The organism is Pannonibacter sp. CBAS1226 (assembly GCF_055685825.1).
The window spans coordinates 81,939-98,182 of sequence record NZ_JBVOUO010000009.1; the positions used below are offsets into that span (position 1 = coordinate 81,939).

The 16,244-nt window shown below is 63.5% G+C and carries 17 protein-coding genes; 10 read left to right on the plus strand and 7 right to left on the minus strand.

The window, feature by feature from the left end:
- Positions 1-80: 80 nt before the first annotated feature.
- Positions 81-830 (minus strand): IclR family transcriptional regulator, encoded by a 750-nt coding sequence (locus AC0CMF_RS20940; protein WP_374629780.1) that lies wholly within the window; start codon positions 828-830, stop codon positions 81-83.
- A gap of 259 nt (positions 831-1,089) precedes the next feature.
- On the opposite strand from AC0CMF_RS20940, the gene AC0CMF_RS20945 reads away from it, so the two are divergent.
- From AC0CMF_RS20945 to AC0CMF_RS20955, 3 genes are all read left to right on the plus strand, one after another.
- Positions 1,090-2,250, plus strand: a complete 1,161-nt coding sequence (locus AC0CMF_RS20945; protein ID WP_374629735.1) for an iron-containing alcohol dehydrogenase — start codon at positions 1,090-1,092, stop codon at positions 2,248-2,250.
- A 51-nt stretch (positions 2,251-2,301) separates the two neighbouring features.
- On the plus strand, positions 2,302-3,093 hold the full coding sequence (gene attM, locus AC0CMF_RS20950) for an AttM family quorum-quenching N-acyl homoserine lactonase (protein WP_082675846.1): 792 nt from the start codon (positions 2,302-2,304) through the stop codon (positions 3,091-3,093).
- A gap of 242 nt (positions 3,094-3,335) precedes the next feature.
- Positions 3,336-3,932, plus strand: a complete 597-nt coding sequence (locus AC0CMF_RS20955) for a L,D-transpeptidase (RefSeq protein ID WP_050472093.1) — start codon at positions 3,336-3,338, stop codon at positions 3,930-3,932.
- A gap of 13 nt (positions 3,933-3,945) precedes the next feature.
- On the opposite strand, the gene AC0CMF_RS20960 is transcribed toward AC0CMF_RS20955, so the two are convergent.
- A complete protein-coding gene (locus AC0CMF_RS20960; protein WP_050472094.1) occupies positions 3,946-4,305 on the minus strand; it encodes a gamma-butyrobetaine hydroxylase family protein in 360 nt (119 codons plus the stop codon).
- A 275-nt stretch (positions 4,306-4,580) separates the two neighbouring features.
- Positions 4,581-6,044 (minus strand): cryptochrome/photolyase family protein, encoded by a 1,464-nt coding sequence (locus AC0CMF_RS20965; RefSeq protein ID WP_374629734.1) that lies wholly within the window; start codon positions 6,042-6,044, stop codon positions 4,581-4,583.
- A 177-nt stretch (positions 6,045-6,221) separates the two neighbouring features.
- On the opposite strand from AC0CMF_RS20965, the gene moaA reads away from it, so the two are divergent.
- A complete protein-coding gene (gene moaA, locus AC0CMF_RS20970) occupies positions 6,222-7,238 on the plus strand; it encodes a GTP 3',8-cyclase MoaA (protein ID WP_374629733.1) in 1,017 nt (338 codons plus the stop codon).
- 18 nt (positions 7,239-7,256) lie between these two features.
- Here the strand turns inward: moaA and AC0CMF_RS20975 are convergent, their stop codons facing one another.
- From AC0CMF_RS20975 to AC0CMF_RS20985, 3 genes are all read right to left on the minus strand, one after another.
- Positions 7,257-8,498 (minus strand): multidrug effflux MFS transporter, encoded by a 1,242-nt coding sequence (locus AC0CMF_RS20975; RefSeq protein ID WP_123193577.1) that lies wholly within the window; start codon positions 8,496-8,498, stop codon positions 7,257-7,259.
- Between the two features lie 3 nt (positions 8,499-8,501).
- Complete coding sequence (locus AC0CMF_RS20980) at positions 8,502-9,380, minus strand: DMT family transporter (protein WP_374629732.1); 879 nt, start codon at positions 9,378-9,380, stop codon at positions 8,502-8,504.
- 147 nt (positions 9,381-9,527) lie between these two features.
- Positions 9,528-10,724 (minus strand): Mrp/NBP35 family ATP-binding protein, encoded by a 1,197-nt coding sequence (locus AC0CMF_RS20985; protein ID WP_058897916.1) that lies wholly within the window; start codon positions 10,722-10,724, stop codon positions 9,528-9,530.
- Positions 10,725-10,937: 213 nt separating this feature from the next.
- Between AC0CMF_RS20985 and AC0CMF_RS20990 the strand changes: the two genes are divergently transcribed.
- The 6 genes from AC0CMF_RS20990 (at position 10,938) to AC0CMF_RS21015 (ending at position 15,712) form a co-directional block, all read left to right on the plus strand.
- Positions 10,938-12,917 carry a bifunctional 2',3'-cyclic-nucleotide 2'-phosphodiesterase/3'-nucleotidase gene (locus tag AC0CMF_RS20990; protein ID WP_123193575.1) on the plus strand — a complete coding sequence of 660 codons (1,980 nt, stop codon included), beginning with the start codon at positions 10,938-10,940 and terminating at the stop codon, positions 12,915-12,917.
- A 131-nt stretch (positions 12,918-13,048) separates the two neighbouring features.
- Complete coding sequence (locus AC0CMF_RS20995) at positions 13,049-13,348, plus strand: type II toxin-antitoxin system ParD family antitoxin (protein ID WP_058897918.1); 300 nt, start codon at positions 13,049-13,051, stop codon at positions 13,346-13,348.
- Positions 13,345-13,644 carry a type II toxin-antitoxin system RelE/ParE family toxin gene (locus tag AC0CMF_RS21000; RefSeq protein WP_050472100.1) on the plus strand — a complete coding sequence of 100 codons (300 nt, stop codon included), beginning with the start codon at positions 13,345-13,347 and terminating at the stop codon, positions 13,642-13,644. Before AC0CMF_RS20995 ends, AC0CMF_RS21000 begins: the two co-directional genes overlap by 4 nt.
- 149 nt (positions 13,645-13,793) lie before the next feature.
- The gene (locus AC0CMF_RS21005) at positions 13,794-14,480 is read left to right on the plus strand and encodes an SDR family oxidoreductase (RefSeq protein WP_050472101.1); all 687 of its coding nucleotides are present in this window, start codon (positions 13,794-13,796) and stop codon (positions 14,478-14,480) included.
- A gap of 103 nt (positions 14,481-14,583) precedes the next feature.
- Positions 14,584-15,036 (plus strand): BLUF domain-containing protein, encoded by a 453-nt coding sequence (locus AC0CMF_RS21010; RefSeq protein ID WP_050472102.1) that lies wholly within the window; start codon positions 14,584-14,586, stop codon positions 15,034-15,036.
- 217 nt (positions 15,037-15,253) lie between these two features.
- Complete coding sequence (locus tag AC0CMF_RS21015; RefSeq protein WP_082205849.1) at positions 15,254-15,712, plus strand: BLUF domain-containing protein; 459 nt, start codon at positions 15,254-15,256, stop codon at positions 15,710-15,712.
- A gap of 128 nt (positions 15,713-15,840) precedes the next feature.
- Here the strand turns inward: AC0CMF_RS21015 and AC0CMF_RS21020 are convergent, their stop codons facing one another.
- Positions 15,841-16,020: a hypothetical protein gene (locus tag AC0CMF_RS21020; RefSeq protein ID WP_374629731.1), complete on the minus strand. Its 180-nt coding sequence runs from the start codon at positions 16,018-16,020 to the stop codon at positions 15,841-15,843.
- Between the last annotated feature and the right edge of the window lie 224 nt (positions 16,021-16,244).

A 16,244-nucleotide genomic window follows, 5' to 3' on the forward strand; every position in this document is an offset into this window, starting at 1 on the left:
CGATGGAGGGGTTTTCAAACGATCAGCAGCAGGGCTACCCCAGCCGCGCCAGCCCAAATTATGTGGCCGCTGGCTCCCCCTCACCTGCCGTGATGGCCGAGATGGCGGGAGACGTCTGCGGCGGTGGTGCGGATGCGCTCGCCGAGATCTGCGATGGCTTCCGCCGTTGCTTCGCTGCGCAGCAGGCTGATGGCGATGCCCGCGATGGCCTCGCCCGAGTGATCGCGCAGGGCGGCGCCAAGGCAGATCATGCCTTCGCGGATCTGCCCGTCGTCAATCGAGTAACCGCGTGCTGCGGTTTCGGCCAGCTCCTGCCGCAGGGCGGCAAGGTCTTTGACGCTGTGCTGCGTCATCGGCTCCGGGAAGCCTGATCCGAACAGGCGCTGCAACTCTTCGGGAGAAAGCTCGGACAGCAGCATCTTGCCCGTAGCCGTGAAGGGCGCAGGCAGGCGCATGCCGATGCGGAACGTGTGGCCCAGCGGCTGGTCGGAGTTGCGGCAGCCGATATAGACGACCTCCTGCCCGTCCAGCACCGTCAGGGTCAGCGTGTAGCTGGCAAAGGCCGTGTCCTTGGCAAAATAGGAGCGGAAGACGGTCAGAACATCCAGTTCCGACAGGAAACTGTTGGCCCAGCGCAGCGGATGCGGGCCCAGCCGGAATGTGCCGTCCGGCTTTTTCACCAGAAGGTTCAGCTCCTGCATCACGGCGAAAAGCCCGTGCGCGGTGCTCTTCGGCAGCTTCAGGGCGCGGGTGATATCGGCTGCGGTCAAGGGGGTTGTGGAGCTTGCAACGAGGTCCATCACCATCACGGTCCTGCGCAGCGCAGGCACCGTGTCGGCGGAGGGCTGGTCTGAGACGGCCTCAGCAGCTGCATTTAACGGCCTTGACAATTTTCAGCACATCCCGTCATCATAAGTTCAACACATTGATACTGGTTCAATATATTGAACTTACTACAGGGAAGAGGAAGTGGTCAATCTGAATCTTCAGCCCTGCGCTGCGGCGCTCCGGCTGCAGCAAAGACCATTCTGAAAGCAAAAATATGTCCCGGCCTGCCCGGCAGCCGTCAGGGGCAATGGAGGAAACGAGATGACCATGACCCCCTTTGAATTCCGGACGGTTCCGGCCATGGAAGTGGCCTGGGGCGGTGCGCAGCGGCTGGGCGAGATCCTGAAGGCCCGCTTCTCCGCGCAGAACGTGCTGCTGGTCACCGATGCCGGACTGGTGAAGGCCGGGCTGATCGCGCCGATTGCTGAGAACATCAAGGCCGCCGGGCTCGGCGTCACCATCTTCGACAAGGTGGTCGCCGATCCGCCGGAGCATGTGGTGCATGGCTGCGTTGATGAGGCCCGGAAGGCTGGCGTCAACATCGTCGTGGGTCTTGGCGGCGGCTCGTCGCTCGACATTGCCAAGCTGGTGGCGGTGCTGCTGCAGTCCGATCAGCCGCTGCCGGAGATGTATGGCATCGGCAACGTCAAGGGCAGCCGCCTGCCTCTGGTTCTGGTTCCGACGACGGCCGGAACCGGCTCGGAAGTGACCAACATTTCCATCATCACCACGGGCGAGACCACCAAGATGGGCGTCGTCTCCCCGCAGCTTTACGCCGACTATGTGCTGCTGGATGCGGAAACGACAGTGGGCCTGCCGAAGGTGCATACGGCAGCGACGGGCATTGATGCCATGGTGCATGCCATCGAGGCCTATACCAGCCGCCACAAGAAGAACCCGCTGTCCGATGCGCTTGCCCGCGAGGCGCTGCGTCTGCTCGGCGCCAATCTCATTGCCGCCTGCGAAGACGGCAGCAACCGCGCCGCGCGCGAAGGCATGCTGCTGGGGGCAACGCTGGCCGGTCAGGCTTTTGCCAACTCGCCGGTGGCCGCCGTTCACGCCCTCGCCTATCCGCTGGGCGGGCACTATCACGTGCCGCATGGCCTTTCCAACGCGCTGATGCTCGGACCGGTCCTGCGCTTCAACGCCAAGGCCGCCGCGCCGCTCTATGCGGAACTCGCCGATGTTCTGGGTGTTGCAGGCACGGGCGATGCGGAGAAGCGCTCCGCTGACTTCGTCGCCCATATGGAGAAGCTGATGGACGCCAGCGGCGCCCCCCGCCGTCTGCGCGATGTCGGCGTCACGGACAACAGCCTCGCCATGCTGGCTGCCGATGCCATGAAGCAGACGCGCCTTCTGGTCAACAATCCCGTCGAAGTCCGCGAGGAAGACGCGCTCGCCCTCTACCGCGAGGCCTACTGATCCGCGCTGATCGTTTCCTGTCAATCAGTCACAACCCATGGGAGGATCCACGTGACCGATATCAGACTGTACATGCTCCAGTCCGGCACCCTGAAATGCAAGGTGCACAACATCAAGATGAACCAGGGCAATGGCGCGGATTACGAGATCCCCGTGCCCTTCTTCCTGATCACCCATCCGCAGGGCCACACCATCATTGACGGCGGCAATGCCATCGAGGTGGCGACCGATCCTTACGGCCACTGGGGCTCGATCTGCGACGTCTACATGCCGGTTCTGGACAAGGACAAGGGCTGCGTCGATCAGGTGAAGGCGCTCGGCTTCGATCCGGCAGATGTGAAATACGTGGTGCAGTCGCACCTGCATCTCGACCACACCGGTGCCATCGGCCGCTTCCCCAACGCCACGCACATCGTGCAGCGCTGCGAGTATGAATATGCCTTCACGCCGGACTGGTTTGCCGGCGGCGGCTACATCCGCAAGGACTTCGACCGCCCGGGCCTGAAGTGGCAGTTCCTCAATGGCACCCAGGACGACTATTACGACATCTACGGCGACGGCACGCTGACCACGGTGTTCACGCCGGGCCATGCGCCGGGGCATCAGTCCTTCCTCGTGCGCTTGCCGAACAGCAAGCCGATCCTCTTGACCATTGACGCCGCCTATACGGTGGATCACTGGGAAGAGAAGGCGCTGCCGGGCTTCCTTGCCTCCACCGTCGACACGGTGCGTTCGGTGCAGAAGCTGCGCACCCTGGCGGAGCGCACCGGCGCCCTGGTCGTCACCGGCCATGACCCGGACGCCTGGGCCAACTTCAAGAAGGCCCCGGAATTCTACTCCTGAGCCTGCCGCGCGTCCACACAGACACCGGGAAAGGGGCCCCTGCGGCCCCTTTTTCAGTTCCGGGAGAGCCCCGTCCGCACAACCGTCCAGCATGTGACGGGCGGCACAGATGCCTTTGAAGTCTTCTCTATGTTTTTCTCATGTCTTCGCCGCGGCATTAAGCGCGCGGAAATGTGATGTGACATAGCGTCATCACTGGAGTGGAGTGATGAACCAGCCAACCCGGCACGGAGGGGACAGAAATGAGAAGATTTACGGGCGCTCTGGCGGCCTTTATGATCGTCGCAGCTGCGAGTTCTGCTGCGGCTCAGGCAGGGCGTTTTTTTGACCCGGCAACCAAGAGCTGGGTTGAATACGGACCGGGCCTGCACAGTTCCGACAAGTCCCCGATCAAGCGTGAAACCGTGCGTTACGACGGCCCGCACAAGCCGGGCACGATCATCGTCGATACCACCGAGCGCCGCCTCTATCATGTGCAGGAAGGCGGCAAGGCCATGAAATATGGCGTCGGCGTGGGGCTGGAAGGCATGCAGTGGGCCGGTACCCACCGCATCACCCGCAAGGCCGAATGGCCGGGCTGGACACCGCCGCCGCAGATGCGCGCCCGCGAGCGCGCCAAGGGCCGCATCCTGCCGGTGCATATGGAAGGCGGGCCGAACAACCCGCTGGGCGCAAGGGCGCTCTACATCGGCTCGACGCTCTACCGCATCCACGGCACCAACCAGCCCTGGACCATCGGCACCGCCGTCTCCTCCGGCTGCATCCGCATGGCCAATGAGGATGTGAAGCACCTCTATGACAACGTCGGCGTCGGCGCGACGGTGGTCGTGAAGCGCTGAGGGGGGATTGGCCTCACCGGTCGCGGCTGAGGCCTTTTTCTTCGAGTTCGCGCAGGTATTTGCCCCAGTGGCGGTCTTCCTCATGGGCGAGCTCAAGGAAGTAGGGCCAGGTGAAGATGCCGGTGTCATGCATGTCGTCGAAATGCAGGCGGACGGCGTAGTTGCCGACCGGCTCCACCTGATAGATCAGCACATTGCGCTTGCCCGGCACGGTCTTCTTCTGCCCCGGACCATGGCCCTGCACCTCCGCCGAAGGCGAGCAGACGCGCAGGTATTCCGCCGGAAAGGCATGCGTCTCGCCATTATCGAAACTGACGGTAAGGGTGCGCTTGTCGCTGGAAAGGCGCAGTTCGGTGGGCCATGCGGCGGTCATTCGAGCTTGTCCTGATGGATGACGGTTCGCGCCGGACGATAGCCCTGTGGCTATAAAGGTCAAGGCTGGTGGCGGGGCACCTGCTGCGGCATGACCGCATGGAACCCCTCCTTCGTCATACCGGACGAGAGCGAAGCCGAGATCCGGTACCGGTGAGCCAAGGACTTTCGGCCCGCTTCCCTCTTTCACCCAACGTACACCCTGGCCCTCCGGTCCCGGCACGCGCTGCGCTTGGCCGGGATGACTGCGGAGAAGGACGGACTTGCTGAACCGCCTCACCCCGCCGCTTCAAGCCCCGCCTGCTTCACAGCATCATAGCCGGAAAGTGCCGCATTGCGGGCAGCCGTGTGGTCGACGATGGGACGGGGATAGGTGCGCCCCAGAACGACACCTGCCGCCTTCAGGATGCGCTCGGGCGCTTCGTGCGGGCAGTGGAGGAATTCGTCCGGCAGCTTGGCCAGCTCCGGGCACCAGCGGCACACATAGGCACCATCGGGATCGAATTTCTGCCCCTGCCCCACCGGATTGAAGATGCGGAAATAGGGCGCGGCATCGGCGCCGCTGCCCGTCACCCACTGCCAGCTGGCGGAGTTGTTGGCGAGATCCGCATCCAGCAGCGTGTCACGGAACCAGGCCTCGCCATGGTGCCAGTGCAGGCGCAGATGCTTGACGAGGAAGGACGCCACCAGCATCCGCACCCGGTTGTGCATGTAGCCGGTGGCCCACAGCTCGCGCATGCCCGCATCCACCATGGGGTAGCCGGTCAGCCCCTTCTGCCAGGCCTTCAGCGCCGCAGCATCCTCAGCCCAGGGATAGGCATCGAAGGCGGGCTTCCAGTTGCGCTCGGGCAGATGCGGGAAATGGTAGAGCAGATGATAGGAGAACTCCCGCCAGCCGATTTCCGACAGGAACTTGTCGCCATCCTTCTGCAGGTGGCCGTGCTGCTCCGTGTGAAAGCGGGTGGCCGTCCAGATCTGCCGGGGGGAGATTTCGCCGAAATGCAGATGCGGCGACAGGCGCGAGACATTGGGCAGGTCCGGCCGGTTGCGCAGCTCGCCATAGCCATCGAGCCCTTCCTCCAGAAAAGCCGCAAGCCGCGCTGCCGCGCCCCTTTCGCCCGGCTGCCAGAGATCGAGCCAGCCCGCCGCCCAGTCCGGCTTCACCGGCAGCAGCGCGAAGTCTGAAAGCGGGAGAGACAGGCTGACCTGCGGAATGTCCAGCGCCTCCGGCACCGGCAAAGGCGCTGCCACGGGCTTGGCCAGCGCTGCACGCCAGAAGGGCGAATAGACCTTGAAGGGGCCGCCGGTCTTCGTCTCCAGCTCCCAGGGCTCATGCAGCAGCGCGCCGTTGAAACTGCGCACCTCGACACCGGCGGCCATGAGATCCGCCTTCAGCCGCTTGTCGCGGGCAATCGCATGCGGCTCGTAGCAGCGGTTCCAGTGAACGGCAGAAGCCCCCGTTTCCTTGACCAGCGCATCCAGCGCCTTGCCGGCGGATCCGCGCATCAGCACCAGCCTGCCACCCAGGCTTTCGCCCAGTGCCGCCAGCGCGTGATGCAGCCACCAGCGGCTTGCCCCGCCCATCGGGTGGGTTTCGCCGCAGTCCTTCGGTTCTTCCAGAATGAACACCGGCACCACGGCGCCTGCCTTTGCAGCCTCGAACAGGGCCGGATTGTCGGCAAGGCGCAGGTCCTGGCGGAACCAGACGATCGTCGTGCGGTCACGTGGCTGAGAGGGCATGGCAAGGCTGTCCGGGATAAATATCAAGTGGTTGTTTGTACGTCATTCCCCGTCTGTGAGATCACATTGCCGGATGCCATCTTGCCCTCGCGAAAAAACCGACTACGTTATTCCCCAACGAACAGAACGAAACATCGTCACAGACACGGCCAGAGATTGCTGATGAGGGAGAGACAGATGAATGACGCCGCGGCCTTCCCGCGCATGACCGACCCGTTCGGCCGCGACATTTCCTATCTGCGCGTCTCGGTGACGGACCGCTGCGATTTCCGCTGTGTCTATTGCATGGCGGAGGACATGACCTTTCTGCCCAAGCGCGAGGTGCTGTCGCTGGAGGAACTGGACCGCCTGTGCAGCGCCTTCATCGGCAAGGGCGTGCGCCGCCTGCGGCTGACCGGCGGCGAGCCGCTGGTGCGCAAGGGCATCATGGGGCTGATCCGCTCCCTCTCCCGGCATCTGCAGTCGGGCGCGCTGGACGAGCTGACGCTGACAACCAATGGCTCGCAGCTCGCCCGCTATGCCGCCGAACTGGCGGACGCAGGCGTGCGGCGTCTCAATGTCTCCGTCGATACGCTGGATACGGACCGTTTCCGCGCCATCACCCGCTGGGGCGATCTGCCGAAGGTGATGGAAGGCATCAAGGCCGCCAAGGCCGCTGGCCTGTCCGTCAAGATCAACATGGTGGCGCTGAAGGGCATCAACGAGGACGAAATTGTCCCGATGCTGGAATGGGCCCATGGCGAAGGCCATGACCTGACGCTGATCGAGACTATGCCCATGGGCGAGATCGACGGCGACCGCACGGACCAGTATCTACCCTTGAGCGAAGTGCGGGCGCGGCTCTCGGAGCGCTTCACGCTCACCGGCATTCCCTACAAGACCGGCGGCCCGGCCCGCTACATGCGGATCGAGGAAACCGGCGGGCGCATCGGCTTCATCACGCCGATGACGCATAATTTCTGCGAAAGCTGCAACCGGGTGCGCATCACCTGCACGGGCATGCTCTACATGTGCCTCGGACAGGACGACAGTGCCGACCTGCGCGCGCCCTTACGTGCCTCGGAAGGGGATGAGCTTCTGTCGCGCACCATTGATGAGGCCATCGGCCGCAAGCCGAAGGGGCATGATTTCGTCATCGACCGGCGCACCAACCGCCCGTCTGTTTCCCGGCACATGAGCGTCACCGGCGGCTGAGCGGGGTCTGTCCCCGCCCTATCCCCCTTCGCTGCGGTAGCAGGCGACGACGGACACGAGTGTCAGCGTCACACAGCCGCCCATGACCACCAGCAGCGGCCAGACCGTGCCGGGATACATGCTCTGAGACAGCATCCAGGCCACCAGCGCCGAAACACCGGCGCCAAGGCCGATCTGCATGCTGCCGGCAAGGCCTGATGCGGCACCAGCCAGATCCGGGCGCACACTGACGGCGCCGGACAGGGCACTGGGCAGGCAGATGCCGTTGCCGAGGCCCAGAATGCACATGGGCAGGAACAGCGAGAACGGATGATAGATGCCTGCGCTGAAGAGGGCAGCAGCCAGCACCACCGTGGCGACGGGCATCAGCGAGCCGATGGTGATCATGCGCAGCACACCAATGCGCGCCGCGAAGCGGCCTGACAGGCCGTTGCCCGCGATATAGCCGCCTGCCACCATCATGAAATAGAGGCCCATGGTCAGCGGTGTCATCTCCAGCACTTCCGAGGCGATGAAAGGAGCCCCACCGAGGAAGGCGAAATAGACCGCCGAGGTGAACATGGAGGTGCAGGCGAAGGCCCAGAACAGCCGCTCCCGGCTCAGCGCCCTGTAGCTGGCCAGAAGGCTGGTGATGCTGGCGGACTGGCTGCGGTCGTGATGAGTTTCATGCAGGCAGGCCCAGGCCGCGAGCGTGACCGCGATGCCGATGGCCAGCATCAGATAGAAGCCACCCTTCCACCCGGCGACACCATCCAGCGCCCCGCCCATGGCGGGGGCGAGCATGGGGCCCACCGCAAGGCCCATGGTGACGTAGCCGATCATGCTGGCGGCCTGTTCGCGCTCATAAAGATCGCGCACGATAGCCCGCCCGAGCACCAGCCCGGCACAGCCGCCCGCAGCCTGCACGATGCGGCCGAAAATGACGGTTTCGACCGTCGTCGCCGCCAGGCAGATGAGCGTGCCGATCACAAAGACGGCCATGCCGGTCACCACCACCGGACGGCGGCCATAGCGGTCGGATATGGGCCCCAGCACAAGCTGCGACAGGCCCACCGCCGCCAGATAAAGCGACATGGTGAGCTGCACCTCTGCGGCCGTGCTCTCCAGCGCCTTGATCATGCCCGGCAGGGACGGCAGATAGATGTTCATCGCCAGCGGGCTGATCGTGGAGATGGCAATCAGGATTGCCACCGGAGGACGGCGCCCGCCGGAGGGCGTCTGCCCGGCACCTTGCACCTGCGCGTTCGCGGCCGCATCCATGGTTCAGCCCTGCCCCTGCTGCGCCAGCTTGCGCTCGCGGATGAAGGTGTAGACGCCCGTTGCCACCACGATGGATGTGCCAAACAGCGTCAGCGCATCCGGCACTTCGCTCCAGACCATGTAGCCAATCAGAATGGCCCAGAGAATGCTGGAGTAACGGAAGGGGGACACGACAGCGATATCCCCCAGCCGCATGGCGATGATGATGAAGATATAGCCCGCGAGCAGGAACAGGGAGCCAGCGGCAATGATGCCGAGCTGGCGGACCGTCATCGGCTGCCAGCCCTCGAACAGCACCATTACCCCGCCCAGCGCCATGACACCGAAGCAGGTGACGAGCGTGACGCCGAAGGTGGGAATGGCCTGCGGCATCCGCCGTGTCGAAAGATCGCGCAGCACCATGCAGAACACGCCGCACAGGGCGACGAGCGACCATTCGTTGAAGCCGGAGACACCGGGCCGGATGATGATCAGCACACCGGCAAAGCCGATGCCGATGGCCGTCCAGCGCCGCCAGCCGACCGCCGCACCGAGGAAGATGGCGGCGGCCGCCGTCACCAGCAGCGGCAGGGACTGCAGAACAGCGGTGATGTTGGCAATCGGCAGATGGATGAGAGCCAGCAGATAGAAGAAGGTTGCCCCCAGCTCGCCCAGTGTCCGCCAGCCCACGGTGGGATGCGCCAGATGCCGGAATTCCCGGTGCACCCCAGTGGCAACCGATGCGGCATAAATCAGTACGCAGGCAAAGACGCTGCGCATGACGATGATCTGGCCGAGCGGCAGTTCGTCATGAACGAATTTGACGACGGCGTCATTGGTGAGGAATGCAGCCATAGCCAGCAACATTGCCGTGATGGCCTTGCTGTTTTCTCGAAGATCCACGTGACAATCCTGATCCGGGAGCGCCGGGCACGGAACAGGTGCCACAAGCGGAAGACGTGGGAAATCTTTCCCGCCTTTATATGCAAAGGTCAACCATCCACCTGTGCCGCAGTGCGGGAAGCACGGCAGCACAGGCGGAAAACGGCGTCAGTCGATGACGATGCGCGGCGGGGCGCGGCGGACCTCGCCTGTTTCTCCCGTCACACTGGCCCAGACCTTCGCGGCAATGTCCCGGTAGACGGCGGCATGTGCACCTTGCGGGTCTGCCACAACAATCGGCGTGCCTGCGTCGGAGTTGATGCGGATGTCCATGTCGAGCGGCACTTCGCCAAGGAACGGCAGGTTCAGCCGCTCCGCCTCCGCCTTGGCGCCGCCATGGCCGAAGATGTCGTAGCGCTTGCCTGTATCCGGGGCGACGAAATAGCTCATGTTCTCGATGATGCCGAGCACCGGCACATCGACGCGGCGGAACATGTTCAGCCCCTTGCGCGCGTCGATCAGCGCCAGATCCTGCGGCGTGGAAACGATGACCGCGCCCGACAGCGGCACCTGCTGGGCCATGGTCAGCTGGGCATCGCCAGTACCGGGGGGCATGTCGACCACCAGCACATCCAGCTCGCCCCAGGCCACTTCCCGCAGCATCTGCGTCAGCGCCGACATGACCATCGGCCCGCGCCAGATCATCGGCGTATCTTCCTCGACCATGAAGCCGATGGACATGACCTTGAGCCCATGACCCTCCAGCGGCTTGATGATGCGCCCGCTCACCGGCTCCGGCCGGCCGGAAACGCCAAAGAGACGCGGCACGGAAGGGCCGTAAATATCCGCATCCAGCACGCCAACCTTCAGGCCATTGGCCTTCATCGCCAGCGCAAGGTTGGCCGTGGTGGTGGACTTGCCGACGCCGCCCTTGCCGGAAGCCACGGCAATAATATGCGCCACGCCCGGCACGCCTGCCTTGGCAGGCCCTGCGCCTTGCGGCTGCGGCGCGCGCGGCTGAGCAGCCGGCTGGGCATGGGAGTGGCCATGAGAGTGACCGTGAGCATGGCTGTGCGGCTGCGGCGCCGGAGCAGAGGCAGAAGCTGAACCGGAGGTGCGCTCTGCCGTCAGCGCCACCATCGCCTTTTCAACGCCGGGCACGGCCTTCACCGCAGTCTCGGCCGCCTGGCGCAGCGGCTCCAGCTGGCGGGCCTTTTCGGCCGGCACCGTGATGGAAAAGGCCACGCGGCCATCGGACACAAACACATCGGACACGAGGCCAAGCGATACGATGTCACTGGTTCCGTCCGGGCCGGGAATGCGCGACAGCGCCTGATGCACTGCCGCCTTGATCTGTTCGCTCATGCTGAAGGCGTCCTGTCTGCTTGCGGGCTTGTGCGAAGCACCCCGCTCTCCTTGTGCCGTAACTTAGCCTCTCACCCGCCCCCGTCAATCGCGCCCGATGCCGCTACCGTCATTGCACCGACAAGATTGCGGGCCTACAACTTGGCCCTGCAGGCACTGAGCGGCCTGCCCTTCCCCGTTCCACAGGCTTCGGCCTTGCGAAGAGATTACGGCATGAACGAGTTGCTTTCCCCCCGTCTCACCCGGCGCGGCCTGCTGCTGGGTGCAGCTGCCACCGGCTTTGCCGCCGCCCTTCATCCCTATTCCCTGCGTGCGCAGGAAGGCACGGCGCACCTGCGCCTGATGGAGACGACCGACCTGCATGTCCACGTCTTTCCTTACGACTATTACGCCGACAAGCCGGTGGACACCGCAGGCCTTGCCCGCACGGCCTCTCTGATCCGCGCCATCCGCAATGAAGCCACCAACTCTGTACTGGTCGACAATGGCGACTTCCTGCAGGGCAATCCGATGGGCGACTACATTGCCTATGAGCGCGGCATGAAGGCCGGTGATCTGCATCCGGTGATCCAGGGCATGAATGTGCTGGATTATGACGCGGCGACCTTGGGCAACCACGAGTTCAACTACGGCCTCGAGTTCCTCGACAAGGTTCTGGCCGGTGCCAATTTCCCGGTCGTCTGCGCCAACCTTGCCAAGGGTCAGCTTTCCGCCGGTCCACGCAGCGACACCACGCTGCTGAAGCCCTATGTCATCGTCGACAAGACCATCCGGGACGGCTCGGGCAAGGACTATCCGATCCGCATCGGCTTCATCGGCTTCGTGCCGCCCCAGGTCATGAACTGGGACCGCAAGCATCTGGAAGGCAATGTCAACGCCCGCGACATCGTGGAGACGGCCAAGGCCTTCGTGCCGGAAATGCGCGAGCAGGGCTGCGACATCGTGATCGCCCTCTCCCACTCCGGCATCTCGGCCGAGACCTATGCCGGCGGCATGGAAAACGCCTCGCTGCACCTGGCCGCTGTCGAGGGCATCGATGCCATCTTCACCGGCCACCAGCATCTCGTCTTCCCCGGCACCGCCTTTGACGGCCAGGAAGGTGTGGACACGGCCAAGGGCACGCTCTTCGGCAAGCCCGCTGCCATGGGCGGCTTCTGGGGCTCGCATCTGGGCGTCATCGACCTGATGCTGGCGCGGGACGGCAACAGCTGGCGCATCACCGGCTTCAGCACCGAAGCGCGGCCGATCTACACGAAGGAAGGCCGCACGGTCACCCCAACCGTGGACAGCCAGGACGACGTGCTGGACGCCGTGAAGGCCGAGCATGAGGCGACGCTTGCCTATGTGCGCCGCCCGGTCGGCAAGACCGACGCGCCGCTGCATTCCTATTTCGCGCTGGTGGCCGATGATCCCAGCGTGCAGATCGTCTCGCAGGCGCAGATCTGGTACATCACCGAAATGCTCAAGGGCACCGAGTGGGAAAGCCTGCCGGTCCTCTCCGCAGCCGCCCCCTTCAAGGCAGGCGGACGCGGCGGCCCCGAGTATTACACCGATGTGCCGGTGGGCGATGTGGCCATCAAGAACGTTGCCGATCTCTACCTCTATCCCAACACGGTTCAGGCCGTGGCGATCACCGGCAAGGATGTGAAGGAGTGGCTGGAGCGCTCTGCCGGCATCTTCCGCCAGATCACGCCGGGCGCGAGCGACGAGATGCTGATCGAGCCCACCTTCCCGAGCTACAACTTCGACATCATCGATGGCGTCACCTATCAGGTCGACCTGTCGCAGCCGTCGAAGTATGGCGAAAAGGGCGAGGTGCTCAATGCGGAAGCGAACCGCATCGTCAACCTCGCCTACAACGGCGCACCGGTTGATCCGGAGCAGAAGTTCGTTGTCGTGACCAACAACTACCGTGCCAGCGGCGGCGGCAGCTTCCCGGGCATCAACGACAGCGTCGTCATCTTCGCCGGTCCCGACACCAACCGCGATGCGCTGGTCCGCTACATCGTCGAGAAGGGCACGATCAGCCCGAGCGCCGATGACAACTGGACCTTCAAGCCCATGCCCGGCACCACGGTCCTGTTCGACACCGGCCCCGGCGGCAAGGCCCATGCGGCTTCCGTCAAGGGCGTGAAGATCGAACCGGCAGGCGACGGCGCCGACGGCTTCGCCCGCTACCGCATCACGCTCTGAGCGGCGGCAAGAAATCCGCATCACTCCGGACGGCAAGGTGTATCGCGCCCCTTGCCGTCCGGGCTTCCTCCGCTGCGTTGATAACTGTTATCAGCCCATGATATGGTCCGGGATCATGTGAAGGAACCGGCATGGCAAGCAGCGCAAATCTTGGTGACAGGCTGGAAGCCTATGTCACGAGCCTCGTGAAGCAGGGCCGCTACAACTCGCGCAGCGAGGTTCTGCGTGAAGGCGTGCGCCTCGTTGAAGAGCGGGAAAAGAGACTGGCCGCCCTTGATGCCGCCCTCAACCGCGGTCTTTCCGATGCCGATGCCGGGCGCAGCCAGCCGGTGGACGAGGTCGAGCGTGACCTTCTGGCGAAATATCAGCGCATGACGGAAGTCCAGGCAGAAGACCAAGCCGAAGACCGGGCAGAAGACCGGGGCAAGTGATCGTCCTCATCACCAATGAGGCACGGGAAGACCTTGACCGGATCGCGGGCTACATCGCGCAGGACAACCCGGTCCGCGCTGTCAGCTTCGTACAGGAGCTTCTGGAAGGCTGCCGCTCTCTCTCCGCCATGCCGCACGCCTTTCCGCTCGTGCCGCGCCATGCCGCAAGCGGCATACGCCGCCGCCCGCATGGGCGTTACCTGATTTTCTACCGGGTTGCGGCAGAGCGGATCGATGTTCTTCACATCCTCAACGGAGCGCAGGACTATGAGGACATCCTGTTTCCCGGAGACTGACGCCGGCCATCTCAGCGGCAGAGCTGACAGATCCAGATTTGATCTGTGCCGTTGCCGGGTGGCCTGGGCCGCCCTAGGTTGACATGCAACGGATCGCCGCCGGTCATTTCCGGCGGCGTTTTCTTTCACGTGCAGGAGATGTTTTGCCCATGCCGGTCATGCTCATCACAGGTGCCAACAGAGGGATCGGCCTGGCTGTTGCACGGGTTGCCCTCGCGCGCGGCTGGACGGTGCTCGGCAGCATGCGGCGGGAAGAGGATGCCGACCGGCTTGCCGCAGAACTCGGGCCTCTGTTCCGCCCTCAACTGTTTGATGTGGCGGACCGGGACGCCCTTGCCGCATCGGCCGCCTCCAGCCCGCAGGCGATTGACGTTCTGCTCAACAACGCCGGGATCATAGGGCCGGACGGGCAGGATCAAAGCTCCCTCCACATGGATTTTGACGGTTTCCTGCGCACGCTGGAGATCAACACCCTCGCCCCTCTCGCCGTGGCGCAGGCTTTTCTGCCACGCCTGCGCAAGGCGGCCCAGCCGCGGATCCTGACCATCTCCAGCCAGATGTCCTGGATGGGCTATGCCAAGTCCGACCGGGTTGCCTACCGGGCGTCCAAGGCAGCGGTGAACAAGGTGATGCAATGCCTTGCCACCGATCTGGAGCCCGAGAACATCGCCGTCGGCCTGATCGATCCGGGCTGGGTGCGTACGGACATGGGCGGCGGCGAGGCTGACCTGACGGCGGAAGAAGTGGCCAGCGGCATTGTTGGCCTCATCGAGAATTTTGATATTACACGAACGGGACGCTTCTTCCGCTGGACCGGCGAGGCGCGCGAATTCTGAAATCTTCCACAAAGAAAATTCCTTAAATTTTATCTGAAAGCTTAATCGAAGAAGAGAGACCTGCGTGTAAGCTCCTGATATCGACGGGAACACGGAGGTTTCCATGCCGGGGCTCTATCACATCTGCTATCTGAGCGTTGCAAAGCTGTCTGCCCTTCAGCCCACGCCTGAACAGGGCTTCGAGGCCATCACGGCAGCAGCGCTCAAGGCCAATGCCGCTTCGGGACTGACAGGTTGCATCATCTTTACGGGGCAGCATTTCCTTCAGGTTCTCGAAGGATTGCAGGACGACGTGGAAGACACATTCGGCCGGATTTCGCGCGATACCCGGCATACGGATGTCCGTGTTCTCAGCGAGGGGCCCATTGAGGCGCGCGAGTTCCCCGAGATGGCCGTCAGCTGCGATGGCGGCCAGAGCCTGACGGCTGAGGCGCTTACGGAAATCAGTGCCGTGCTGGATTTCCCCCAGCATCAGCTCCATATCCGCGAGATCCGCACGCTGCTGTCCGTCATCACCCAGACGAGCCGCAAGCAGGACGCGCTTCTGGCGGGGTAAACCGGGAGGCGACCCCGCCTCTCCGCAGGCGGGGCTCCGTCCGGGACGGCGCCCTAGCAGAACTCTGCGCTTTACAGTACCTTCTAGTCTTAGCTGTATATAGGTTGTATTATTCCGAAATACATCTTTCGCGAAAATTTAAGTTTTAGTTCCACAGTTAACTCAGGCTGAATTTCCCCTGCGTAAGTTTCGCTCGCGATTGAGCGGAGGAAATAGCATGCCGCAGCTTTATCACATCTCTTACATGAGTGACGCCAAGCCTCAAGCACTCGGTCCCGATGTATGCGGAAGCATTCGTGCGATCGGGCAGCAATGCCTCAGAAACAACGCAAGGCTTGGGCTCACAGGATGCTTGTTCTTCACAGGTGGGAAATTCTTCCAGACCCTCGAAGGTGAAACGGAAGACGTTGAGGATACGTTCGGCCGTATTTCCAGGGACAGCCGGCACAAGAACCTGCGCGTTCTGAGCGAGGGTTATATTCCGGAAAGAGCCTTCGCCGGAACAACCGTCACCGCCCCTGACTGCTGTCTTCAGCTCGCCTCCGAAGTGCTGCAGGAACTCAGCCACGCCGTTGACACGCTGGCCCTGCTCCATCTTCACACCCGCGAACTGGAAACTCTGCTGGCGGTGGTTACCCAGCCCTCCCGGCGGCACGACTTCCTGCTGAACGCCTGAGCGGCCGGGACAGCGTCCGGCCGCACGCAAAGGCCCCAAGGCTGCTGCGGCGGCCCTTGCGGCGTATCCTGCGGTCCGTGAGCCTTAAACCGCCCGCACCCGCACGGTGAAGCGGGCCACTTCCATCCTCAGCATCTCCGCATCGCGGGCAGAACCGCCCGCCAACACCAGAGCCCGCGCGGCAGCCCCTCTGTCGCTTCCGCCGCCCGGGGGAAGCCGGTGATGCTGGCGGAGACTTCGGCTGTACCGGCCAAAACCTGCTGCACATCGCGCGCAATCTCCAGGGTGGCAGCATTCTGCTTCTCCATCACAGCTCCGCTGGCTGCGGATTGAAATCCGGTCATCTGACCGGAGACCTTCTGGCGCGCGTGCGATTTTCAGCAGTCCGGGGAGATCGCGCCGGACATTCCCAGCCACATTTCGAGGCCATGGAAAAAAGGGATGACGGCGCCCCAATATTGTATACAATAAACTTCTCTCAAATAGAATTGCCGACAAGACGGACGCGGCCAGGCACGCTTTTTTTTTCAAT